Annotated in this window: 21 protein-coding genes and 2 tRNA genes; 18 read left to right on the top strand and 5 right to left on the bottom strand. The window is 69.8% G+C overall.

Translation table 11 applies throughout. The features are described 5' to 3' along the window. Position 1 precedes the first annotated feature (1 nt). From O2L01_RS11055 to O2L01_RS11040, 4 genes are read left to right on the top strand one after another with little or no spacing between them, the layout of a single operon-like run. Positions 2-433, top strand: coding sequence for a roadblock/LC7 domain-containing protein (locus O2L01_RS11055; protein ID WP_270121986.1), 432 nt, complete (start codon positions 2-4; stop codon positions 431-433). After that, positions 433-801, top strand: a complete 369-nt coding sequence (locus tag O2L01_RS11050; protein ID WP_270121985.1) for a DUF742 domain-containing protein — start codon at positions 433-435, stop codon at positions 799-801. Before O2L01_RS11055 ends, O2L01_RS11050 begins: the two co-directional genes overlap by 1 nt. Next, complete coding sequence (locus O2L01_RS11045) at positions 779-1381, top strand: GTP-binding protein (protein WP_374727643.1); 603 nt, start codon at positions 779-781, stop codon at positions 1379-1381. The genes O2L01_RS11050 and O2L01_RS11045 overlap by 23 nt, the downstream gene beginning before the upstream one ends. A gap of 11 nt (positions 1382-1392) precedes the next feature. Beyond that, a complete protein-coding gene (locus O2L01_RS11040; RefSeq protein WP_270121983.1) occupies positions 1393-1983 on the top strand; it encodes a GAF domain-containing protein in 591 nt (196 codons plus the stop codon). Between the two features lie 92 nt (positions 1984-2075). On the opposite strand, the gene O2L01_RS11035 is transcribed toward O2L01_RS11040, so the two are convergent. Continuing rightward, positions 2076-3272, bottom strand: a complete 1197-nt coding sequence (locus O2L01_RS11035; protein ID WP_270121982.1) for an acyl-CoA dehydrogenase family protein — start codon at positions 3270-3272, stop codon at positions 2076-2078. A 387-nt stretch (positions 3273-3659) separates the two neighbouring features. Between O2L01_RS11035 and O2L01_RS11030 the strand changes: the two genes are divergently transcribed. From O2L01_RS11030 to O2L01_RS11020, 3 genes are all read left to right on the top strand, one after another. Next, complete coding sequence (locus O2L01_RS11030) at positions 3660-5387, top strand: bifunctional metallophosphatase/5'-nucleotidase (protein WP_270121981.1); 1728 nt, start codon at positions 3660-3662, stop codon at positions 5385-5387. 155 nt (positions 5388-5542) lie between these two features. After that, positions 5543-6328 (top strand): Bax inhibitor-1/YccA family protein, encoded by a 786-nt coding sequence (locus O2L01_RS11025; protein WP_270121980.1) that lies wholly within the window; start codon positions 5543-5545, stop codon positions 6326-6328. 5 nt (positions 6329-6333) lie between these two features. Next, entirely contained in the window at positions 6334-6645 is a 312-nt protein-coding gene (locus O2L01_RS11020; RefSeq protein WP_270121979.1) for a hypothetical protein, read from the top strand. A gap of 10 nt (positions 6646-6655) precedes the next feature. On the opposite strand, the gene O2L01_RS11015 is transcribed toward O2L01_RS11020, so the two are convergent. Further along, complete coding sequence (locus O2L01_RS11015; RefSeq protein ID WP_270121978.1) at positions 6656-7606, bottom strand: FUSC family protein; 951 nt, start codon at positions 7604-7606, stop codon at positions 6656-6658. Between the two features lie 1244 nt (positions 7607-8850). Here O2L01_RS11015 and guaA point away from each other — a divergent pair. Both guaA and O2L01_RS11005 read left to right on the top strand, forming a co-directional pair. Continuing rightward, positions 8851-10395: a glutamine-hydrolyzing GMP synthase gene (gene guaA, locus O2L01_RS11010; RefSeq protein ID WP_270121977.1), complete on the top strand. Its 1545-nt coding sequence runs from the start codon at positions 8851-8853 to the stop codon at positions 10393-10395. Between the two features lie 64 nt (positions 10396-10459). Continuing rightward, positions 10460-11377, top strand: coding sequence for an NUDIX hydrolase (locus tag O2L01_RS11005; protein WP_270121976.1), 918 nt, complete (start codon positions 10460-10462; stop codon positions 11375-11377). Here the strand turns inward: O2L01_RS11005 and O2L01_RS11000 are convergent. After that, positions 11374-12624 (bottom strand): phosphatidylserine decarboxylase, encoded by a 1251-nt coding sequence (locus tag O2L01_RS11000; RefSeq protein WP_270121975.1) that lies wholly within the window; start codon positions 12622-12624, stop codon positions 11374-11376. The genes O2L01_RS11005 and O2L01_RS11000 overlap by 4 nt on opposite strands. A 215-nt stretch (positions 12625-12839) precedes the next feature. On the opposite strand from O2L01_RS11000, the gene O2L01_RS10995 reads away from it, so the two are divergent. The 4 genes from O2L01_RS10995 to pcrA all read left to right on the top strand — a co-directional run bounded on the left by O2L01_RS10995 (position 12840) and on the right by pcrA (position 18284). Further along, positions 12840-13964: a Cys-Gln thioester bond-forming surface protein gene (locus O2L01_RS10995; protein WP_270121974.1), complete on the top strand. Its 1125-nt coding sequence runs from the start codon at positions 12840-12842 to the stop codon at positions 13962-13964. A gap of 396 nt (positions 13965-14360) precedes the next feature. Continuing rightward, complete coding sequence (locus O2L01_RS10990) at positions 14361-15476, top strand: Cys-Gln thioester bond-forming surface protein (RefSeq protein ID WP_270121973.1); 1116 nt, start codon at positions 14361-14363, stop codon at positions 15474-15476. Between the two features lie 240 nt (positions 15477-15716). Further along, positions 15717-15986, top strand: a complete 270-nt coding sequence (locus O2L01_RS10985; protein ID WP_270121972.1) for a chorismate mutase — start codon at positions 15717-15719, stop codon at positions 15984-15986. Between the two features lie 54 nt (positions 15987-16040). Further along, entirely contained in the window at positions 16041-18284 is a 2244-nt protein-coding gene (gene pcrA / locus O2L01_RS10980; protein ID WP_270121971.1) for a DNA helicase PcrA, read from the top strand. 19 nt (positions 18285-18303) lie between these two features. Here the strand turns inward: pcrA and O2L01_RS10975 are convergent, their stop codons facing one another. Further along, the gene (locus tag O2L01_RS10975) at positions 18304-19089 is read right to left on the bottom strand and encodes a M23 family metallopeptidase (RefSeq protein WP_270121970.1); all 786 of its coding nucleotides are present in this window, start codon (positions 19087-19089) and stop codon (positions 18304-18306) included. 175 nt (positions 19090-19264) lie between these two features. Further along, a complete protein-coding gene (locus tag O2L01_RS10970) occupies positions 19265-20218 on the bottom strand; it encodes a biliverdin-producing heme oxygenase (protein WP_270121969.1) in 954 nt (317 codons plus the stop codon). A gap of 274 nt (positions 20219-20492) precedes the next feature. On the opposite strand from O2L01_RS10970, the gene O2L01_RS10965 reads away from it, so the two are divergent. From O2L01_RS10965 to rpmG, 5 genes are all read left to right on the top strand, one after another. Then, positions 20493-20672: a hypothetical protein gene (locus tag O2L01_RS10965; RefSeq protein WP_270121968.1), complete on the top strand. Its 180-nt coding sequence runs from the start codon at positions 20493-20495 to the stop codon at positions 20670-20672. 36 nt (positions 20673-20708) lie between these two features. Then, complete coding sequence (locus O2L01_RS10960) at positions 20709-23357, top strand: putative bifunctional diguanylate cyclase/phosphodiesterase (RefSeq protein WP_270121967.1); 2649 nt, start codon at positions 20709-20711, stop codon at positions 23355-23357. Further along, a tRNA-Thr gene (locus O2L01_RS10955) sits at positions 23348-23420 on the top strand. Before O2L01_RS10960 ends, O2L01_RS10955 begins: the two co-directional genes overlap by 10 nt. Positions 23421-23504: 84 nt before the next feature. Then, positions 23505-23576, top strand: a tRNA-Met gene (locus O2L01_RS10950). Positions 23577-23678: 102 nt separating this feature from the next. After that, positions 23679-23846 carry a 50S ribosomal protein L33 gene (gene rpmG / locus O2L01_RS10945; protein WP_270121966.1) on the top strand — a complete coding sequence of 56 codons (168 nt, stop codon included), beginning with the start codon at positions 23679-23681 and terminating at the stop codon, positions 23844-23846. Positions 23847-23900: the final 54 nt, after the last annotated feature.

Below are 23900 nucleotides of genomic sequence, written 5' to 3'. Positions count from 1 at the left end.
AATGGCAGGCGATGAGGCAGGCGCGCAGTCGGATCTGAGCTGGCTGCTGGCCGGGCTGGTCAGGAAGGTCCCGCACACGCGGAGCGCGCTCCTGCTGTCCTCGGACGGCATCAAGAAGGCGTTCCACGGCATGGGCGTCGACCAGGCGGACCAGCTCTCGGCGATCGCCTCGGGCATGTTCTCGCTGGCGCGCAGCGCGGGCACGCAGTTCGGTTCGGCCGGCGGGGTCCGCCAGGTGGTGGCGGAGCTCGACGACACGCTCCTGTTCGTGTCGACCGCGGGCCAGGGCGCGGTACTGGCCGTGGCAGCGGGCCGGGACGCCGACGCGGGCGTACTCGGCTACGAGATGTCCATTCTCGTCAAGAGCGTGCGTCCCTATCTCGAGACGCCCGTGCGCAGGTCCCCGGCCCCCAATGGTGAAATGGTCGGCTGATGTCCAGTTTCGAGCACCCGCTGCTCGACGACGACGCGGGGCCGCTCGTGCGGCCCTATACCGTCTCGAACGGCCGCACCGCCCCGACCGCGAAGCTCGACCTGCTGTCGCTGGTCCGCTCGACGGGGCAACTGCGACCCTCGCAACTGGAGGCGGAGCACGCCGAGGCGCTGCTCCTGTGCCGGGAGCCGATCTCGGTCGCGGAGGTCTCGGCGCACCTGCGACTCCCCGCGATGGTCATCAAGGTCCTCCTCTCCGACCTCGTCGACGTCGGGGCGATCATCGCCCAAGCACCGGATCCCGCCGTCGACACCACCGACCAAACCGTATTGGAGGCACTCCTCAATGGCCTACAACGGCGACTCTGACCACTCGCCTGCACAGCAATCCCGCATGCCCACCCCGATCAAGCTGCTCGTCGCCGGCGGGTTCGGGGTCGGGAAGACCACGTTCGTCGGCTCCGTCTCGGAGATCGAGCCGCTGAGCACGGAGGAGACGATCACCGCCGCCTCGATCGGCACGGACGACCTCACCGGCGTGGGGGACAAGGTGACCACGACCGTGGCCCTCGACTTCGGCCGGATCACCCTGGACCCGCAGCACATCCTGTACCTGTTCGGCACGCCCGGCCAGGACCGCTTCTGGTTCATGTGGAACGAGCTGTCGGACGGGGCCTTCGGCGCGGTGGTGCTCGCGGACACCCGCCGCCTGGAGGACTGCTTCCCGGCGCTGGACTTCTTCGAGCGCCGCGGCACGCAGTTCATCGTGGCGGTGAACGAGTTCGACACCGGATTCCACTACGAGCCCGAGGAAGTCCGGGCCGCATTGGACCTCAAACCGAATATCCCGATCGTCTGCTGCGACGCACGCGATCCACGTTCCGCAACGTTGGTGCTGGTCACCTTGACCAAGCACCTCATGTCGGCCGCCGCTTCGAGCGTCCGGTGAAGGAGCCCAGCATGTCCAGTCCCGAGAACGAGTTCCGACTCACGATCACGCCCGAGGACCCGGGCGCCCCCGAGCGGGCCAAGCGCCTGCGCGATCTCGGGATCGGCAATCTGCCCGACCCCGAGTTCGACGAGCTGGCCAAGGAGTTGACCGAGCTCACCGGCGCGCCTTACGCGATGGTGAACTTCATCGACTCGGACCACCAGTACTTCGCGGGCCTCGCGGCGCCGGCCCCCGATGCGGCCAGCCAGGCGCTCTCGGGCGCTTCCGAGGCGCCCGAGGTCGGCCGCGAGATGGACCGCGACCACGGCTACTGCCCGCACGTCGTGGTGCGCGGCAAGGCGCTCGTGCTCGGAGACGTGTGCGACTACCCGCGGTTCGCGGGGAACCCCGTGGTCGACAAGATCGGGATCCGCTCCTACCTGGGCGCGCCGCTGATCGACGACGACGGGAACACCTTGGGGACGGTGTGCGTGGTCGACACGGAGACGCACGACTGGGGCCGGCCGGGCCTCGACATCATCAAGGGCATGGCCGAGAAGGTCATGGAACGGATCCGCGAGCGCAGCGCCGCCGACCCGCACCACCCGCTGCAGGGGTAGACGAATGAGGAGGCCGCTGACGCCGCCTCCTCACCGTCTTCTCTTCAGTGACGCGCTCGAGTCTCCGGCCGATCCTCCGGACATCGAGCGCGCTAGTGCACCTGGACCGCCTCGCCGCGGACGATGCGCTCGGACCACTGGCCCTTGGTCCGTCCCATCGCCGCCTCGGCGAGGCGCACCCGCTGCACGTCGGAGGTGCCTGCGGGAGCGTAGATGTGGTACGCGTCCCGCAGGAACCGCTCGATGGGCCGCTCGGTGGTGAGCCCGATGGCCGCGTGGATCTCCATCGACTCCCGGGCGGAGTCCAAAGAGGATTCCACGTTGACGAGCTTGGCGTTCATCAACTCGATGTCGCAGGGCAGGCCCTGGTCGAGCAGGTACGCCGCGTGGTACGCGGTGATCCTGGCCGTCATGAGCCGGGAGGTGATCTGCCCGATCTTCTGCTTGACGTTGTCGAGCTCCGCGATGGGCTTGCCGTAGAGCTCCCGCCGCGACGCGTACGCGACGGTCTCGTCGAGGATCGCCTGGTGGATGCCGAGCGACACGGCCGTCAGGTTCGCGCGGCCGTAGAGCGCCGAAGAGGAGTACGCGACGGCGAGGCCGTCACCTTCGCTGCCGAGCCGGTTGGCAGCGGGGATGCGGCAGTTCTCGAACAGCAGCTCGCCGAAGCTGAAGCCGTGCAGGCCCATCGTGGACTGCTGCGGCGCCAGCGCGAACCCGGGCCGGTCCGCCTCGACGAGGAACGCGGTGAGGCCCTTCGGGCCCAGCCCCGTCCGCACGACCACGCCGTGGAGGTCGCCGACGTGGCTGTTTCCGACGAAGACCTTGTGGCCGTTGAGGATGTAGTCGTCGCCGTCGCGGACGGCCCTGGCGCGCATGCCGAGCACGTGGCCGCCGGAGGCGGATTCGGTGACGGCGATCGTCGGGAGACAGTCGCCGTCGGCGATCTTGGGCAGCCAGGTCTTCTTCTGTGCGTCGGATCCGAAGTGGATGATCTTGGCGACGCCGAGCTGGGAGGCTTGGACCATCGCGCCCATGGCGCCGGAGACCCGGGCGAGTTCTTCGATGATGATGGTTTTCGCCAAGTGGCCCATGCCCATGCCGCCGTATTCGCGGGGGATGGTGACTCCGAGCCAGCGCTGGGCGGCGATGAGGCGGGACAGCTCGTGGTGGACGGTTCTCTGGGTCTCCATTTCGGGGACGCGCGGGCGGACCTCGCGCTCGGCGAAGGCCCTGACCTCGGCTCTGAGGGCGTCGTGCTGGTCAGTAGTGAAGTAACCGGTCGTCAACGGGTAACCCCCTGTGGGCGTCTTGCTCGTCTATGACCGCTCCGCAGCAGTCCCCACCAGTGACGAGCTGTATATGCGAGTTGTATTCGCAGTGACTGTAGCAACCGTTTACGCTCTGGGCAAGAAACTGCATTGTGGACATATTGCCGTGACCCTCGAGTAACAAGTCTTTGCCCTGCAAGCGATCACGTGCGGCTTTGCTATTCCCGTATCGCGAGAGTGAGGGTGTGCTGACTGTCGCCGTATGCTATGGCCGGGCCGCCCGCACCGTTATCAGTGCTTTGTGAAGGCGTTATGCTGCGTTGACTCCAATGCAATCGTCCCATGATTGGATCAGCTCGGGCGTCCCCGGCCCGCACGCTTCCCATCGACCCCCTACGGAGAGCCATGTTCACCATCAGACGCAAGCGGATCGCGGCGGCCGGCGCCGCCGCCGCGCTCGCCGCGACCACGCTCGCCGTCGGCGCGTGGTCGGCGAACGCCGGTCAAGAGGACCGCCACCGCGAGGTCGACCTCCAACTGCTGGCGCTCAACGACTTCCACGGCCACATCGAGGCCACCGCCGGCGACACGTACCCGGTCGACGGCGTGAACGTCCCCGCGGGCGGCGCCGAGTACCTCGCCACCCACCTCGAGCAGGCCCGCGAGGGCCAGCGCTACTCGACTACCGTGGCCGCCGGCGACCTCATCGGCGCGAGCCCGTTCATGTCCGCGATCTTCGACGACGAGCCGACCATCGAGGCGCTCAACGAGATGGGCGTCGAGGTCTCCTCGGTCGGCAACCACGAGTTCGACGCCGGCATCGACGAACTCGACCGCATCATCGAGGGTGACGACGACTTCGAGGGCGCGGACTTCCCGTACCTCGGCGCGAACGTCGTCGACGAGGCCACCGGGAAGCCCGTGCTCGACCCGTACTGGATCAAGGACTTCGGCAGGGGCGTCAAGGTCGGCTTCATCGGCATGACCCTCGAGGGCACCGGCGACATCGTCTCCAAGTCCGGCATCGAGGGCCTGGACTTCCTCGACGAGGTCGAGACCGCGAACAAGTACGCGCAGGAGCTGAAGCGCAAGGGCGTCAACTCGATCGTCGTGCTCCTCCACGAGGGCGGCGTGCCCGTCGCCGAGGACACCGGCCACGACTGCGAGTCCCTGGACGGCTCCGGCGTCGGCATGTCCGGCCCCATCGTGGACATCGCCGAGACGATGACCCCGCTCGTGGACATCCTCGTCACCGGCCACACGCACCAGGAGTACGTGTGCTCGGTGCCGGACCCGGCCGGGAACCCGCGCATGGTCACCTCCGCGTCGTCCTACGGCCGCGTGTTCACCGAGATCGACGCGACCTATGACAAGCGCACCAAGGACATCGTGCGCTCCTCGGTCACCGGCTCCAACACCGTCGTCACCCGCGACGTGGACGCCGACGAGGACCAGTCCGACATCATCGCCGAGTACGCTCCGGCCGCTGAAGAGGCGGGCGGCCGCGAGGTCGGCTACATCGCCGAGGACATCAAGCGCGGCGCGACCCGCGCCGAGGAGTTCCCGCTCGGCAGCCTCATCGCCGACGCGCAGCTGTGGAACACCGCCTCGGCGGACACCGGCGGCGCCGAGATCGCGATCATGAACCCCGGCGGCGTCCGCGACGACCTCATTTACACCGAGGGCGATCCCGGGGTGGTGAGCTACCGCGAGGTCTTCGACGTGCAGCCGTTCAACAACTACGTCGTCACCCTCGACCTGACCGGCGCGCAGCTCCTCGAGGCGCTCAAGCAGCAGCTCCCGATCCCGGGCGTGCGCTCGACGACGCTGTTCCTGCAGGTCTCCGAGGGCTTCACGTACACATGGGACAAGACGAGGACCGGCACCGACCAGATCGTGGCCGACTCGCTCATGCTCAACGGCGAGCCGATCGTCGCCGACCAGACCTACCGGGTCACGACGAACTCGTTCCTCGCCGAGGGCGGCGACTCGTTCACCGCGTTCAACGGCGGCACGAACCGCCTCTTCGGCGAACTCGACGTGGACGCGTTCGAGGACTACATCGCCGAGTTCGGCACCCAGGCGACGCCGCTCCAGGCGCCGGAACTGGGCCGGGTCACAGTGATCTCCTAGCTACCTGAGCGGATTCACAGCGCCGGAGCAGGGGAATGCTCCGGCGCTGTGTCGTGTTTGCGCCTATGACCGGATAGGCTGAGATTCACCCTTGAGATTCCAACGGAGGACCGCAGGTCATGGCAATGCAGAGCAGGAACTCATCCCTTCGAAATATGGTGAAGACCCAGTACAACGAGCAGCACATGGGTGCCGCGTACGGGCCTTACGGGCAGATGACCCAGGCTCCGCAGGCCGAGACCATGCGGATCGACGACGTCATCGTCCGTACTGTCGCGCTCGTCGCGGCGACCTTCATCGCCGCGCTGCTCACGTACGGCATGGTCGCGGACGGCATCGCCAACAGCGACGCCGACGCGATCGGCACCGCGATGATGCTCGGCACGATCGGCGCCGTCGTCGGCCTCGGCATCATGATCTTCTCGATGTTCAAGCCGGTCACGAACCCGTTCGTGGCGTTCCTCTACGCGATCGGGCAGGGCCTCCTGCTCGGCGGCGTCTCCGCGGTCTTCGAGCAGCAGTGGCCCGGGATCGTCGTGAACGCCCTCCTCGCCACCATCCTCGTGTTCGGCGCGATGCTGGCGCTCTACAAGTTCCGCATCCTCAAGAACTCGCCGATGTTCACCAAGGTCATCGTCGGCGCGGGCATCGGCATCTTCCTCCTCAGCATGGCCAACCTCCTCTTCAGCGCGTTCGGCGTGGACCTCGGCCTGTTCGCCGGCCCCGGCGAGTCGGTCTCGGCCCTGCAGTGGATCATCGCGATCGGCATCACCCTGTGGGCCGCGTTCTCGTTCATCCTCGACTTCGACATGATCGAGTACTCCGCCCAGCACGGCGCCCCGAAGAAGTACGCGTGGGCCGGGGCCTTCGGCCTCACCGCGGGCCTCATCTTCCTGTACTGGAACCTGCTGCGTCTGCTCTCCTACTTCCAGGGCGACTAGGCATCTTGAGCACTGAACTCGAGCGGGCGATCGGGCGTGTCGTCGAAGGCACGCGCCACTGGTCGCCCGCTCGCTGGTCTTCTCAAGGCGGCACCGCCAAGGCCGGGGTCATGCACGTCCTCGTCCAGGCCCTCGCCGACCTCACCGCCGACGCCGAAGGCCGCGAACGGCGTCCCGTCCCGCGCCTCCCGAGCGACATGCACCTGCCCGACCAGCTCCAGGTGATCGGCCTCGACCTCCTCGAAGCCGACCTCACCGAAGCGCAAGCGGCCGAAGCCGAAGCGGTCATCCGCACCGCCCGCGCGGCGCTCTTTTAAGAAGAACGGCCTAGTCGTTCCAGCCCGCCATGAGCAGGGCCGCGTCGTCCAACGCCTCCACGAGGTTGTCCGACTCCCAGCGCAGCACGCTGCGGCGCGTGCGCGTCTCCCGGTCGTCCACGGCCGCGAGCCGCAGGTCCAGACGCTGGACGGCGTCGCTCAAGTCGATGCCGCGCGGCGGCGCCGCACCCCGGGCCAGCGCGGCCAGCCGCAGGTAGGCCGTGTCGAGCGAGTCCGCGAACGCGTCGACCCCCGCGAGCCCCTTCGCCTGCTCGTCGCGGCCGAGCGTCGCGTTCACCGCGACCAGTGCCCTTCCGGCCCTTGACAATGCGGCCTCCGCGCCCAGCGCGTCCGCGGAGAGCGGGCCCGGGCCGGTGACCGGTTCGGCCTTCGCTTGATCGGCGGCGCTGGTGAGCGCGGCCCGGCGCGCGCGGATGCGGTCGATCGCGGCGTGCATGACCTTCCGGTCGTAGTCCGCCGGGTGCGCCTGCCGGTCGAGCGAGAGCCGGGCGTAGTCGCGGTAGGCGTCGACGAGGTCCCCGAGGAGGTCGCCGAGGCGCCGCGTCTGCCAGGTGGGGACGAGCACGTAGAAGCCGATCGCGAGGGCCGCGCCGACGAGGGTGCAGGCGCCTCGGTCGAAGGCGGCGGCGACCGGGCTCTCGCCCGAGAGGTCGATCTGGAACACGGTGAAACCCGAGACGGCTGCGGCGAACACGAGCATCGACACCGGCCGCGTCAGGTAGGCGATGAGCGCGTACGCGAGCACGGTCAGGCTGAGCCACAACTGGTCTTCAGGGAGGAGCAGGCCGAGGAGCGAGGCGAGGACGACGCCGCCGGTGGTGCCGACGGCGCGGGTGACGCCGCGCGTGAGAGTCCCGGCGAAGTCCGCTTGGAGCACGAGCCAGGCGGTAAGGGGGATCCAGTAGCCGTGCCCGGTGGGCCAGGCGAGGCCGACGGCCATGGCGAGGGCGATGACGCCGGCGCGGCGCAGGGCGTGGTGGATGACCGGGTCGCGCCGGTGCAGGCGGGCCCGGAGCTGGCCGATCGCCTGGCGGGCGGTGCTGGTGGCGTGCGCGAGGGCGGGGTCGGGGGGGGGGGCGGGGGCGCCGGCGGGGGGGGGGGGGGGGGGGCCGCGGGGGGGGGGCCGCCCCCCCCGCCCCCCCCCCCGGCGGTGATGCGCTCGGCGAACCCGCCGGTCTCGTGGAGGGTGCGCAGGAGGCCGCCGATCTCGGTCGGCATCGTGCCCGTGGCGGTGGCCATGGGGTTCTGGGAGAGGCCGTCGAGGAGCGCGTCCCAGTCGAGGTCGACCTGGCCGCGGGAGGTGATCTGCTCCGCGAAGTGGGTGAGGAGCCGGGCGGCGAGTTCCAGTGCCTCCGAATAGAACTCGACGGTGTCGCGGTCCTGCGCGTCGGCGCGGGCGCGCGCGGAGGCGGTGCGGCCGATCGCGGACGACACGGCGTAGATCTGGCGGCGCGCCTCGAGGATCGCGGCCGGGAGGGCCCGGCGGCGGTCGAGTTCCTGCGCGGCCTCGAACAGCGGCTCGGTGTGGAACGGCGCGTTCGGGTCGGCGGCGAGGGCGTCCGCTTCGGCCGCGAGCGCGAGCCACGCGTCGGCGAGCGTGCGCCGGTCCTCGGCCCACCGGTAGTACGGCGGCAGGAGCGCCGTGAGCGCCTGCACCGCGCCGCCCGCCGCGACGGCGATCGCCGCGTACAGGACCCCCGCGTGGGCGGTGAGGTGGTCGGCGAGGAAGAACACGATGCCGGAGACGGTGAAGGTGACGCCCGCGACGTGTGTGACCGAGCCGATGAACGTGAGCGTGAACGCGTAGGCCGCGGCGGCGGCGATGAGGATCACGGGCTGGTCGATCGAGCCGAGGACGACCCCGAGGGACCCGGCCGCCCCGACGACCACCGGCAGCGACGGCCCGGTCCGCGTCCCGGGGGTGAGGAGGGCGACGCCGCCGAGCCACGCGCCCATCACTGCCGCTGGGCCCCAAGCAGGATGGTCGAAGAACGCGACGACGCTCATGGCCGCGGCGATCCCGAAGGCGGCGCGCACCGCGAGCACGGGGACGGCCTCGCCCGGGGTCCATGACCGCAGGTCCCGGCCGACCCGGCGGAACGATTCGCGGACCCCAGGGTTGAGCACGTCATCAGGGTAGCCGCGCCTTCAGGTGTGAGGCCCCTTACCGGTTACGCTGGTGTCATGCGACAAACGGTGCTGGTGGTCGACTTCGGGGCCCAATACGCGCAGCTCATCGCGCGCCGCGTACGCGAAGCCAACGTCTACTCGGAGATCGTGCCCTCCTCGATGCCCGCGAGCGAGATGCTCGCCAAGGAGCCGGCCGCGATCATCCTCTCGGGCGGTCCTTCGAGCGTGTACGCCGAAGGCGCGCCGCAGGTGGACAAGGCCCTGTTCGAGGCCGGCGTGCCGGTCCTCGGCATCTGCTACGGCTTCCAGGCCATGGCGAACGCCCTCGGCGGCACCGTCGCCAAGACCGGGCTCTCCGAGTACGGCGGGACCGAGCTCGACGTGGTGTGCGCCTCGAAGCTCCTTGCGGGCCTCCCCGAGCACCAGTCGGTGTGGATGAGCCACGGCGACTCCGTGACCGAGGCCCCCGCCGGGTTCGAGGTCGTCGCCCGCACCGCCGGCGCGCCCGTCGCCGCGTTCGAGAACCTCGAGTCGCGCCTCGCGGGCGTCCAGTACCACCCCGAGGTCGCCCACACCCCGCACGGCCAGGCCGTGATCCGCCACTTCCTGCACGACATCGCCGGCATCAAGCCGAACTGGACGAACTCGGCGATCATCGACGAGCAGGTCGCCGCCATCCGCGAGCAGGTCGGCGACAAGCGCGTCCTGTGCGCCCTCTCCGGCGGCGTCGACTCCTCCGTCGCGGCCGCCCTCGTGCACCGCGCCATCGGCGACCAGCTCACCTGCGTGTTCGTCGACCACGGCCTCCTGCGCGCCGGCGAGGCCGAGCAGGTCGAGAAGGACTACGCGCAGCTCACCGGCATCGACGTGCGCGCCGTGGACGTCTCCGAGCAGTTCCTGACCGCCCTCAAGGGCGTCACGGACCCCGAGGAGAAGCGCAAGATCATCGGTCGCGAGTTCATCCGCACCTTCGAGGCCGCCGCCCGCGAGATCGCCGAAGAGCAGGGCATCGACTTCCTCGTCCAGGGCACCTTGTACCCGGACGTCGTCGAGTCCGGCGGCGGCACCGGCACCGCGAACATCAAGAGCCACCACAACGTGGGCGGCCTCCCCGACGACCTGCAGTTCGCGCTCATCGAGCCGCTGCGGACCCTCTTCAAGGACGAGGTCCGCGCGATCGGCCTCGAACTCGGCCTCCCCGAGGCCATGGTGTGGCGCCACCCGTTCCCCGGACCGGGCCTCGGCATCCGCATCGTCGGCGAGATCACCCGCGAACGCCTCGACCTGCTCAAGGCCGCCGACGCGATCGCCCGCGCCGAGCTCACCGCCGCCGGCCTCGACCGGTCCGTGTGGCAGTTCCCCGTCGTCCTCCTCGCCGACGTGCGCTCCGTGGGCGTCCAGGGCGACGGCCGCACCTACGGCCACCCGATCGTGCTGCGCCCGGTCTCCTCCGAGGACGCCATGACCGCCGACTGGTCCCGCCTGCCCTACGAGCTGCTGGCGAAGATCTCGACGCGCATCACCAACGAGGTCGCCGACGTCAACCGCGTCGTGCTCGATGTCACCAGCAAGCCCCCGGGGACCATCGAATGGGAATAGGCCCTGCCGATTTACGGCTTGCAAGCGTCGCCGAGAGTCTGTGATCACGCCGTACAGTTGAGGGATGCAATTCCGGATAGCTGCGTACGGGGAGGTCCGTGACGAGAACGGCCGGGTCCTGCTGACGAGGAGGACCCGCGGACGCGAAGCGGGCCCCTGGCACCTGCCGGGCGGCGTGATCGACCACGGCGAGCCCCCCAAGCGGGCCGCCGGCCGCCTGGTCGGCGAGCACACCGGCTACGAGGTCGCCGTCGGCGCACCCCGCGAAGCCGTCGCCGTCGCCAGGCGCGGCGTCCACACCAACGCGATCATCTACGCCGCCACCGTCGTCAACGGGCCCGGCGGCGACTTCGACGGCGACACCGCCGAATGGGTCGAACCGGCCCGCGCGGCCGCCGAATCCCATTCGCCGTTCGTCTCCGCGTGCCTGCACCTCGCCGACGACCGGCTCGCCGGCCGCGTCGACAAGGCCCCGCAGGAGACCCGTCCCGTCCCGCCCGCGAAGGCCAAGAAGGGCCGGCGCCGGCGCGGCCAGCGCTTCGGCGCGTACGGCGTCGTCGCCGACGGGGACGGCCGCATCCTGCTCGCCCGCATCGCCGAGGGCTACCCCGGCGGCGGCACCTGGCACCTGCCCGGCGGCGGCGTCGACTTCGGGGAGTCCCCGCGCGCGGCCGTCTCCCGCGAGATCTACGAGGAGACCGGCCAGGCCGCGCAGGTCGGCGAACTGCTCAACGTCACGTCGTTCCGGCACCGCCGCGCGATCGGCCCCGAGGGGTACCCGCTCGACTGGCACGGGGTGCGCGCGATCTACTCGGCCACGGTCGAGGACCCGTCGGCCGCGCAGGTCGTCGAGGCCGCAGGCGGTTCCACGAGCGAGTCGCGCTGGTGGAACGCGGACGCCCTCGACGACCTGCCGCTGTCGGCGGCCGTCGAGGACGCGCTCCAAGTGGTCGACCTGAAGAACCTAGCGGCTCAGGCTTAGCGCCATCTGGCTACGACGGTCTCTCCGGCGCGGATCGCCTCGCCGGGGACGACCGCGGATTCCGCGGCCCCGGCGGGCAGGTACACGTCGGTGCGGGAGCCGAAGCGGATGAGGCCGTACCGTTCGCCCTTGGCCACGGCCGCACCGGGTTTGGTGCGGTTGACGATGCGGCGCAGGAGCGCGCCGGTGCGCTGGGCGACGACGACGCGGCCCCGCGGGGTCGACAGGACGGTGTAGCAGGCGGCGTTGTGCTCGGCTTCGGGCGCGCTCACCTTGGAGTAGCCGCCGCGTTCGGTGAACACGTCCACGACCTCCCCGGCGACCGGTGCGCGGTTGATGTGCACGTCGGTGACCGAGAGGAACGCGCTGATGCGCAGCCATTCGGACCCCGCGGTGCCGGTGGCGGCGCCGAACCGCTCGTCGACGACGGTCTCGACGGCCATGATGCGGCCGTCGGAGGCGGCCAGGACCGCTTCGGGCTCGTCGTCCTCGCCGCGCAGGTCGGCCTCGCGCTGCGGGTCGCGGAAGAACGCGGCCACGGGCACGGCGGCGAGCGCCGGGAGCGCCCACGCTTTCGAGGAGGGCCGGATCTTCTTTGCGGCCCAAGCGGTCCCGAGGAGCAGACCGGCGGCGATGATGCCGTTGGAGTCGAGGTGCATGGTGGGCGTGACGGCCACGGAGGAGGCGCGCCAGGCGGGGGCGAGATCTTCGGCGGGGGCGACCGCGTGCGGTTCGCCTTCGCGTTTCGCGGCGGATCCGATGCGGAGCTTGTGGATGCGCACGGGCGGCAGGGACCGGACGATGAGGTCGGTGCCGATCCCGTACTCGGCCACGAGTTCGGCGATCTCCTCGCGGGCGGGGGCCGTCAAGGTCGCGGCGAAGGAGAGGACGCCGCCGGGGACCACTTTGCCCCGCAGCAGTTCGATGTCGGCGATGAACGCCTCGGCCTCGACGGTGACGGGCGCGGCGAGCATCACCTCTTCGGCCGGTTCGGCGTCGGCGAGGGCGGCGACGGCGGTGACGTTCCCTGCGGTCCAGGAGCCTTCGGCGGCGAGCGAGGCCTTCAGGTCCTCAATGGAGACCGCGTCGGCGACGACGGTGAGCCTGTCGGCGGGCATGAGCGCTTCGAGCGCGGCCGTGAGCACCGGGTTCCCCCAGGCCGCGCCCACGACCAGGCCGGTCTTGGGCCCCCTCCGGCGAGCGAATTCGTCGGTGATGCCGCGAGCGGCGGCTTTCGAGATCGGCATGACTCCGACTATAGAGCGCCGCGCTGGCGGGTCCGGGCCGCGCTCGCGTGTTGCCGGAGGGCGGGACGCGTCCCTTGTCCTGGTTTGGGCTCGTACTTTCGGTGGGTTCTGCACATCGTTCGGACCAGTGGCCGCGCCGTGACTCAGTGTCCTCTCGTTTCCCCTGCAGAGAAGACCTCACACCTCACGTCCGCTCCCAGGAGGACCGAACCACGATGAGACTCAAGACGATCCGCACGCCGCTCGCGGCGGCAGCCGCGCTCCTCGCCACGGCGTTCACGAGCGCCGTGGCCGGCGCCCCCGCCTTCGCCGAGGAGCCCGAGCCGGTCTCCGGCGACATCGTCACCGCCCCCGGCCTGGAGCTGCGCGGGCGCTTCGACGAGGAACGCTACGACGTGTGGGCGAACATCCTCGGCCTCAAGCCGCACGGCGGCGAGGAGACGCTCGTCGTCTACTGCATCGACATCCACACCCCGCTGGACACCGAGAGCCCGTACACCGAGGGCGAGTGGGAGGAGTCGGGGGTCGCGAACCTCGAAGAGGTCCGCTGGGTCCTGTTCAGCGGCTTCCCGAACGTGGCCGCCGAGGACCTGATCGAGGCCGCCGGCGCGGAGGTGAACCCCGACTGGTCCGATGAGGAGGCCGGCGAGGTCGCCTACGCGGGCACGCAGGCCGCCGTCTGGCACTACACCGACGGCTGGGACCTGCTCGAGGACGACCCGGTCAAGGGCGGCAACGACGGCAAGGACGACGCGGTCCTCGCGGTCTACCAGCACCTGACCGAGGAGACCGGGCGCGTCCCGGACCCGTCCGAGTTCGCCGTCGACCTCGAGGGCGAGGAGACCGCGACCTATGAGGACGGCCGCTTCGGGCCGTACACGGTGCGCTCCAACGCCGGACCGGTCGAGCTGAGCGCCGATGGCGGCACGCTCGAGACCGAGGACGGCGGGGCGGTCGAGTCCCTCAAGGACGGCGAGCAGTTCTGGATCGTCCTCGACGAGGGCGCGGACCAGGTCACCGTCAACGGCACCGCCGGGTACGACCTGCCGGTGGGCCGGGTCTTCGTCGCCACCAGCGAAGAAGCGCTCTCGGGCGACGCGGCGAACCCGATGACCTCCGGCGACTCGCAGAAGCTCATCCTCGCGCAGCCGCGTGAAGGGGAGGTCCCGGCCGAGTGGAAGTTCGCCCTCGACGCCCCCGAGGCGAGCGCGCCGCCGAAGCCGCAGCTGCCCACGACCGGTTCGAGCCTGAGCATCGCCTTCGCGGCGGGTGTGGCGCTCCTGGTCGGCGGCATGACGGTGATCGTGTTCGCCAAGCGCCGCAAGGTTTCTGAACACTAAGACCTGAAGGACGCGGGAGCCCGCTCGCCGATGGCGGGCCCCGCTGCCGCAGGAGCGTTCCGGACCACGTCGAACGGTCCGGACCCGGGCGCGCTCCGCGGCTCGCATCAACGCCCGGTGCATGGTGCGGCCGGGACTGGAGGAAGCGATCCCCTCCGGTCCCGGCCACTCGCGTCCCACCGGTATCCACTCGTCACCGTTCGAACACGACAGCGCGGTCGATACCGAATCGTTATAGTGGCGCGGCTCTCTAGGGCCGCGCCATTTCCCTTGCCTCCCAAGTGAAGTGCAGCTCCAGGAATTCGTGCCGCGCGATGCAACCGGCACCCTGCCGCTAACGTGTCGCATGAAGAGTCAACGCGTCAATCCCTCGGAAAAGCAAAGGGACTTCCACCAATGATGACCAAAGCCCTGAAAGGGACGATGGCCGCTGCCGCGGGCATCGCGCTCGGCCTCACCGGCGTCGCCGCCGCACAGGCCCAGGAAGAAGAGGCGCCGAGCACCCTCGCCGCCGGCAACGTGATCATCGAAGACGGCGGCATTCAGCTGTACGGCGAAGCCGACGGCGTCGGCAAGAAGCCGCACGCCTCGATGATCGCCCTCGACATGGGCGACGGCGAGTACCGCACCGTCTACTGCATCCAGCTCAACGTCAACCTCGAGGAGCAGTACCTCCACGAGGAGCGCCCGTGGGACGACGTCCCCGTCGAAGACCTCCCGATGGTCCTCGGCGTCCTCCTCGAGGGCTACGACGGCACCAACGCCGACGAGCTCCTCGAAGCGGCCGGCGTCGCCAGCGACGACTACGGCGACGTCACCGCCGACCAGCTCGCCTACGCCGCGACCCAGTCCGCCGTCTGGTCGCTGACCGACGGCTGGGTCCTCGACACCACCGACCCGACCGAGAACGACGTCGCCGACGCGATCGTCCCGGCCGTCCAGGACTACATCCTCGAGAACGCCGAGCCCGTCGACGAGCCCGAGCTCGAGCCGCGCTTCGACGTCGACGACTCGCAGTCCAAGACCGAGGGCACCACCGTCGGTCCGTTCACCGTCGAGACGAACGTCGACGCGATCAACTTCTCGCAGCCCGAGGGCGCGACCATCGTCGACGAGAACGGCGAGGAGCTCACCTCCCTCTCCGACGGCCAGGTCTTCTACGTGAAGTTCGACGAGGCCAAGACCTCCACGGTCACCCTCGTCACCGACACGTTCACCTGGACCACCCCGGCCGGCCGCACCTTCGTCCCCGTCGATGAGAACGGCGCCGACGTCGAAGGCCAGCGCCTCATCCTCGCCGAGGAGCACACCGAGGAGTACACGGCCGAGGTCGAGTTCGAGATCACCGTCGAAGAGGTCCCGAGCGAGTCCCCGAAGCCGCAGCTTCCCGTCACCGGCTCCAGCCTGACCACCGTCGCCTCCATCGGCGGTGCGGTCCTGCTCGCCGGCGTCGTCTCGCTGGTGCTCATGCGCCGCCGCCGCGCCGCCGCGAACTGGGGCTCGGACGCTTAAGAACGACTGAACACTGCGATAACGAACACACGCCCGCTGGTCAGACCAGCGGGCGTGTGGCATACTTGCGGCGTGACTCAGAGCGCGCGATTTTACTTTTACTACGGCCGGAACCGTCCGAGCCGTAGGTCGTCGCGCTGACACCGACCTACCGGCCCCGGGCGAACAGCCCGGGGCTTTTTTCACGCCCAGGGCCACCGCCCGGAGTCAGATGAGACATCGCTCTAAGGAGAAGCCCTGATGACCGCCAGCACCGAGACCGAAGTCGCACCCGACGAGCTCAAGGAGCTCCGCGTCGAGATCGACGCCCTGGACGCCGAGATCATCCGCCTCTGGCAGCGCCGCGCCGAGGTCTCTAAGCGCGTCGGCGAGATCCGCATGGCCAACGGCGGCACCCGCCTGGTCCTGGACCGCGAGCGCGCCATCCTCGAGAAGTACCGCGCCGCCCTCGGCGACGACGGCATCCAGATCGCCATGCTGGTTCTCCGCGCCGGCCGCGGACCGCTCTAAAGAGTGACGCCGCGCCGGTCGAGTGTCGTACCCGGCGCGGCATAATTGTTCGTGATGAACGACCTTCTGACCGGCCTCAACGAACCGCAACGCCAAGCCGTCGAGCATGCCGGGTCCCCGCTGCTCATCGTCGCGGGCGCGGGATCCGGCAAGACCCGCGTCCTCACCCACCGCATCGCCCACCTGCTCGGCGAGCGCGGCGCCCACCCCGGCGAGATCCTCGCCATCACCTTCACCAACAAGGCCGCCGCCGAGATGCGCGAACGCGTCGCCGGCCTCATCGGCGACCGCTCCCGGGCCATGTGGGTGCTCACCTTCCACTCCGCGTGCCTGCGCATCCTGCGCCGCGAAGCCCACCGGCTCGGCTGGAAGAGCAGCTTCACGATCTACGACACCGACGACGCCCGCCGGCTCCTCACCCAGATCGTCAAAGACCTCGGGCTCGACTCCAAGAAGCAGTCCCCGCGCTGGTTCGCCGCCGAGATCTCCAGGCTGAAGAACGAGCTCATCGGCCCCGAGCAGGCCGCCGCCAAGGCCGACGACGCCCGCGGCACGCTCGTCGCCGACGTCTACGCCCAGTACGACGAGCGCCTCCGCCTCGCCCAGGCCGTCGACTTCGACGACATCATCGGCGCCACCGTCCAGCTCTTCCAGCGGTTCCCCGAGGTCGCCAAGTCCTACCGGATGCGGTTCCGCCACGTCATGGTCGACGAGTACCAGGACACCAACCACGCCCAGTACACGCTCGTCCGCGAACTCGTCGGCACCGGCGACGACCGCGCGGAACTGTGCGTCGTCGGCGACGCGGACCAGTCGATCTACGCCTTCCGCGGCGCGACCATCCGCAACATCATCGAGTTCGAACGCGACTTCCCGGACGCCAAGACGATCCTCCTGGAGCAGAACTACCGCTCCACGCAGACGATCCTCGACGCCGCCAACGGCGTCATCCGCAACAACACCGAACGCGGCCGCGAGAAGCGCCTCTGGAGCGACGAAGGCCCCGGCGGCCGCATCCTCGGCCACACCGGCGACAACGAGCACGACGAGGCCGCGTGGGTCGCGAACCGCATCGACGAACTCGTCGACGCCGGCGAGACCAGCTTCGGCGACTCCGCGATCTTCTACCGCACCAACGCCCAGTCCCGCGCGTTCGAGGAAGTGTTCGTGCGCCGCGGCATCCCGTACAAAGTGGTCGGCGGCGTGCGCTTCTACGAGCGCAAGGAAGTCCGCGACATGCTCGCGTACCTGAAGCTCACCGCGAACCCCGACGACACCGTCTCCGCGATGCGGGTCGTCAACGTCCCCAAGCGCGGCGTCGGCGACCGCGCCGTCGCCGAGGTCGAAGCGCTCGCCGCCCGGCTCCGGATCTCCTTCCCCGCCGCGCTCCACCGCGTCGACGAGGCCCCCGGCGTCTCCGGCCGCGCCCGCACCGGCATCAAGCGCTTCTGCGAGATCCTCGACGAGGCCACCGCGCTCGCGCAGACCGCGCCGCCCGAGGAAGTGCTCGACAAGCTCATCGGCGACACCGGGTACCTCGAAGGGCTCGAGCAGTCCACCGACCCGCGCGACGAAGGCCGCGTCGAGAACCTCCAGGAACTCGTCGCCGTCGCCCACGAGTTCACCGAGTCCGTCGTCCGCGGGACCACGGCCACCGAATTCGAAGAGACCGGCGAGGCCGACCTCGCCGCGGACGTGCCGTCCTTCCTGGAGCACGTCGCGCTCGTCTCCGACGCCGACTCGATCCCCGACCCCGAGGCGGAGGAAGGCGGCGTCGTCACGCTCATGACGCTCCACACCGCGAAGGGCCTCGAGTTCGACACGGTGTTCCTCACCGGCCTCGACGACGGCCTCTTCCCGCACGAGCGGTCCATGAACAAGCCCGGGGACATGGAGGAGGAGCGCCGCCTCGCGTACGTCGGCCTCACCCGCGCCCGCAAGCACCTGCACCTCACCCGCGCCGGCACCCGCAACATCTTCGGCCAGCCCGAGTACTACGCCGCCAGCCGCTTCCTCGCCGAGATCCCCGCCGACCTCATCGAATGGAGCGAATCGGCCCCGCCGCCGCGCGTCGTCAAACCCAAGACCACCGCGAACTTCGGCTCCCCGATCGTCATGCGCAGCGCCGCCGACATCCCGTCACTCGACGTGGGGGACAGGGTCACCCACGACAAGTGGGGCCTCGGCCGCGTCGTCGAGCTCAAGGGCTCCGGTCCGAGGGCCCAGGCGCGCATCGACTTCGGCGACGGCGAACCCAAATGGGTGATCCTCAGGCTCGCCCCCGTCAGCAAACTCTGAGCCGCGGGGCCGGCCTCGCTCAACGCAGGTCGAGCCCCGCCTCGGCGAGATAGTTCAGCGGCTCGACCGGCTCGCCGTTCACGTGCACCTCGAAGTGGACGTGCGAGCCGAACGAGCGGCCCGTGTTCCCCGCGTTCGCGATCTGCGAACCGGCGTCCACCCAGTCGCCCTCGCTCACCAGCACTTCGGAGTTGTGCGCGTAGTACGTCTCCACGCCGTCGCCGTGGTCGATGATCACGAGGTTCCCGAACCCGGTCTCCCAGCCCGCGTGCGTCACCGTCCCCGGGTACGCCGCGTACACCGGGTCCCCGGTCTCCGCATCGAAGTCGACCCCGTTGTGGTTGCGGCCCCAGCGCTGCCCGAACAGCGACGTGATCGTGATCTGGTCCAGCATCGGCGTCCACTTGATCTGCGCCGCTTGGCCGGTGACGGGGGAGGTCCGCTCCGACAGGGCGACCTCGTCGGCCGTGGCGGTGCCGAGCGGGGCGGTCGAACCGGGCGACGACGTGCTCGCGACCTGCGCCTCAGGGACGCTCGCCTCCGCTGCGAGGGCCGCGATGTCGGCGACCGCCCGCGACGGCGGCGGCTCCTCCTCTCCGGAGGAGAACCCGGCTCCCGTCGCCATGGCGACGATCGACGCCCCGGCCACGGCCGAGCCCACGACGGCGGTGTAACGACGTTGCGTCCCCGCCAGCAGCGGGGACAGTTCAGCGGCCCACGAGGCGCGATGCTGGCCCCTCGTGCGGTGCGGCCGGGCGGCGTGACGCCTGATCGCTGAGGCGGCTACCGGTCCGGTTTCGGACATGAAGACTCCGAGATCGAAGTGTGCCCATCAGCGGCGCTTCGGAACCGCGCGGGTTCCCGGGGGGCCGGCCGTGGGCTTGGCGACCGCCACACGGTAGCGCCGCGAGCGCGCGGCGGGCGAGATCCGTCACCGCCCGGCGTGTCGCGACAATCAGGACAATTCCGGAAGGTAGTGGTCAGCCGTCCGCCAGGGCCGCCTTTGATTCGGTGAACAGGCGCACGATCTCCGGCCGCACCTCGGCCCGCTCCGACAGCGGCGACGCCCAGCGGATCCGGACCGGCACCTCGACGCCGTCCACGAGCGCCGCGAAATCCGCGCCGTCGCCGTCGAACCCCGTCATCCGGGCCGCCTCCGAACCGCGCTGGTCTCCGGCGCCCCGGCAGATCACGAGCGTGTCCGCGGCGTGGTCGGTGTTCATGTGGTGGCAGATCGCGGCGATGACTTTCGGCTCGAACGGGTTGCGGCCCAGGCCTTCGCCGAGCGCCGCGAGCACCGCGCCGTTGTGGTCGTACGCGAGCAGGACCTCCTCGATGAGGCGGTCCTGCTCGGCCGCGGTGAGGTCGGCCGCGTCGAGTCGGGACCGGTACTCGTCCTTGAACGCCTTGGGGCTCTTGATGTCCGCGAAGTCGTAGAACGAGGCGCCCTCGCCCTCGAAGCCGTAGTTGCGGCGCGCGGCCTTGCCGAACGCCTGGCCGCCCGAGAGGTCGCCCAGGTAGCGGGTGTACGCGTGGGCGATGTAGCCGCCCGGCCAAGCGGCCGCGGCCTCATCGATTCGGTCCACGTAGGCCTTCGTCGCCGCCAGCGGCTCGACCCCCGAACGCCACTTGGGGCCCATGAGGAACCGCAGGTCGGCCTCGATCGCGGGCACGCGCGCGAGTTCGGGGAACACGAACGGGCCGGCCACCGGGTCGTCCCGGAATCGCTCGGCCGCGGCCTCGATCGCCTCGTACACGAAGAACTGCTGTGCGTGCCAACGCGTGTAGTCGTCGACGCTCAGCGTGCCGTCGAAGAGCAGGTCGAACACGCCCGGGGTCGGCTCGGCGGCGTCGGCCGACGGGTCGAGGCCCTGGTGCCGTGACCAGGACGCTTCGCGGATCCGGGCCGAGAAGGCGGCGGTGTCTGCTGGCATGTGCGCATTCCTTATCGAACAGCGATCGTCTTCACGAGTAAGGCGAGCCTAACCTACATGATCGAGCAACGGCGGGCATGTGAACGCCCGACCCGTGAGCGAGGCCGCCGCGGCCATCGGCGAGAATGGGACGTGAGCCGTGCTCACCCGTACGGCTGAACCAGAAAGAGCGCGAGAATCACGGTCGCAAGCCTTCCCCGCGGAGAGCCGACTGTGGCACCATGGCTCTACTGGTCCCCTTGACAGCACATTCCCACACCTCACGGGAGGCCTCGTGAAACCGGTCAGAATCTTCAAGCGACTCGGCGCCGCCGTCGCCGCGGGTCTCCTCGCGCTCGGCATCATCGCCGGGACCGCGTCGGCCGCCAGCGCCGGCGGCTCGGGCGAACTCAACTCCGCCGGATCCGGTGAACTCAACAACGTGTCCACGTTGGGCTCGGGAGAACTCAACTAGCACCTGGCGACCGGAGATGGTCAGCATGCGATGCCGATGACAGGCCGGGCTTCGACCGTGCGCGAGGCCATGCCGCAAGTGATCTCCGGCGGCGTGTTCGCCGCCGGGCTCGCGTGGCTCGTGGTACTCGGGCCCCCGCCGTCGTACCCCGTCCTGCAGCTGATCATCTTCACGGCCTCGTTCTTCGTATGCCAGGGCCTGCTGGTCCAGCATCATGCCCGCGGCACCGGGATCGCGTTCAACCTGACGGACATCCCGATGGTCGTGGCGCTGTTCTACCTGCCGCCGTTCTGGGTCGTGGCGACCAAGTTCGTCGCGGCGGCGATCTTCTTCGGGCGGCGTTACGTCCGCGAGGACATCGGGCTGCTCAAGCCCGTCTTCAACACCGGGGTGACCACGACGAGCACCGCGGTGGGCGCGGTCTACGTCCAGTACATGACCCTCGGCGCCGCCACCGACCCCCGCACGTGGCTGGTCCTGATCTCCGCGATCGTCCTCATCGGGGTGGTGACCACCCTCTTCCTCTCGGCGATGTTCTTCTTCATGACCGGCTGGGGGGCCGTGGTCCACGCGTGGGCCGGGTTCGCGCTCACCATGATCGGGCCCGTCCTCGCCGCGTGCGTCGGCCTGATCTTCCTCGTGCTGCTCTCGGCGACGATGTGGACCTCGATCTTCATCGGGCTCATCGTCATCGCGTTCATCTACCTCGCCCGCAGCTACGCCGCGCTCCGCCGGCAGCGTCACGTGCTCCGCGAGCTCAACGCCTTCACGCAGCTCGTGGTCGACTCGGTGCGGTCCAACCGGCTCATCGACGCGATGCTCGGGCGGCTGCGGGACATCCTCTCGGCCGAGTCGGCGACGGTCTGGGTCCCGGCCGCGGGCAGGTACCCGCAGATTCGGCTGACCTCGACGCTCGACGACGCCGGGCTCACGGACCTGGACCCGATTCCCGATGCGCTCCAGCGCGAGGTCATGGAATCCGGCAAGGGCTTGCTGCTGAGCCCGAAGAACGGCACCCGCGAACAGCGGGCGACCCTCGAGGAGGCGGGGCTGCGCGGCGCGATGCTGCTGCCGCTGCGGTCCGGCGACGAGGTGTACGGCTGCCTGTCCGTGGCCGACCGCATCGGCGGGGAGATCTCCCACTTCGAGCCGGTGGACCTGCAGCTCATGGAGACCATCGCCGCCAACGTCGGCATCGCGGTCCAGAACGAGCGCCTCCTCGACCAGCTCCGGTACGACGCGTACCACGACCCGCTCACCGGGCTCCCGAGTCGCCGCCGGTCCCTCGCGGCGCTGCAGGAGGCGCTGTCGATCACGGTGCCGAACGAGGTCGTCGCGGTCTTCATGTTCGATGTGGACTCGCTCCACGAGATCAACGACGCGCTCGGCCACGAGGCGGGTGACACCGCGCTGAAGGAGTTCGCGAAGCGGCTCAAGGCCCACGCGCCCGCGGCTTCGTTCCTGGGGCGCATCGACTCCGACGAGTTCATCCTCCAGACCCGCCTCGCCTCCACCGATGAAGCGCTCGACACGGCCCGGCGCCTGCGCGCGGCCGTCCAGGGGCCCTTCGAGGTCGGCGGGGTCGCCGTGAGTCTTTCGGCGGCGGTGGGGGTCGTCACGCACCCGGACTTCGCCGCGGACGCGGACGAGCTCCTCAAGCGCGCGGACGGCGCCACACGGCAGGCGAAGACCGCCGCCGACGGCGTGCAGCTCTACCACTCCGGCCTCGAATCCGAGAGCCTGCGCCGCATCGGCCTCGCCGCCGACCTGCGGCGGGCGCTCGACCGGGGCCGGCTCGAAGTGCACTTCCAGCCGAAGGTCCGCCTCGACACGGGCGTGGTGCTCGGCGCTGAGGCACTGGTGCGGTGGCCGCACCCGACGTTCGGGCTCGTCGCGCCCGAGGAGTTCATCCCGATCGCCGGGTCGACCGGGCAGCTCGGGGCGCTCACCGAGATGGTGCTCGACGAGGCGCTGCGGCGCTCGGCAGAATGGGCCGGCGAGGACGGGCCGCTGCCGATGGCGGTGAACCTCTCGCCGCGCACGCTCGCGGACAAGGACTTCCCGGACAAGGTCGCCTCGCTCCTCGAACGGCACGGGGTGGCGCCGGAGCGGTTGACGTTCGAGATCACCGAGGACGACGTGGTCTCAGGTGAGCCGCGGCTCACGCCTGCGCTCGACCGCCTGCACGAGATGGGCGTGCGCCTGTCCGTGGACGACTTCGGGACCGGGTACTCCTCGCTCGCGTACCTGCGCCGGCTGCCGGTGCAGGAGATCAAGATCGACCTGCGGTTCGTGCAGGGCATGGCGACCGACGCGGACGACCGCGCGATCGTGGAGGCGGTCCTGGGCCTCGCCCGGCACTTCGCGATCGACGTCGTGGCCGAGGGCATCGAGGCCCACCAGACCGTCGAGGAGCTCCGCGAGCTCCACTGCGAGGCCGGTCAGGGGTACTACTTCTCGCGTCCGCTCCCGGCCGACCGCTTCGCCGCATGGCTCGACCACTGGACCCGTTTACGGCTCGCAAGGGTCGCCGAGGCCTGCGGCGGCACCGGGAAGACCCGCCTCCGGGCGGCCGATCGGGCCCGTTGTGGCCCGCACCGCAAGGCGGGCCCCGTGTTCGCTCCGGGCGGCCCGTCATGTACTCTTGTCAAGGCCGCGAGGGAAGCCTCGCGATCGCCCCCTTAGCTCAGTCGGCAGAGCGTCTCCATGGTAAGGAGAAGGTCTACGGTTCGATTCCGTAAGGGGGCTCGGAAGCACTCCGGAACCATTCGAGTGCTGTACTGCTCACAGGTTTTCTGCTCACGCAGTGCCATCTGGTGGCAGTGAGCGCACGGCGGTGTAGCTCAGTGGTAGAGCAAACGACTCATAATCGTTGTGTCGGCAGTTCGATCCTGCCCATCGCTACTTTTGTAAAGCGTCGACCACCGAGATACTCTGGTCGACGCTTTGTTTTGTTCAAGAACGGCCCGTCATCCCGGCAGGCCGCGTTAGAGGAAGGCACTCATCGTGGCCAAGGCTACTGACGTCCGCCCCAAGATCACCATGGCGTGCGTGGAGTGCAAAGAGCGCAACTACGTCACGAAGAAGAACCGTCGGAACCACCCCGACCGGCTCGAGCTCAAGAAGTACTGCCCGAGGTGCAAGGTCTCGCGGACTCACAAAGAGACCCGCTAGTCCCCACCGCTCCGGTACATGCTCAACACTTCGTACGCAGGTCGGTCTTTGCCG

Origin of the sequence: Glycomyces lechevalierae (assembly GCF_027622945.1) — a bacterium.
In the GTDB taxonomy this organism is placed as follows: Bacteria; Actinomycetota; Actinomycetes; order Mycobacteriales; family Micromonosporaceae; genus Glycomyces; species Glycomyces rutgersensis.
Note: the sequence above shows the minus strand (reverse complement) of the source record. Positions and strands in the feature narration are given on the sequence as shown.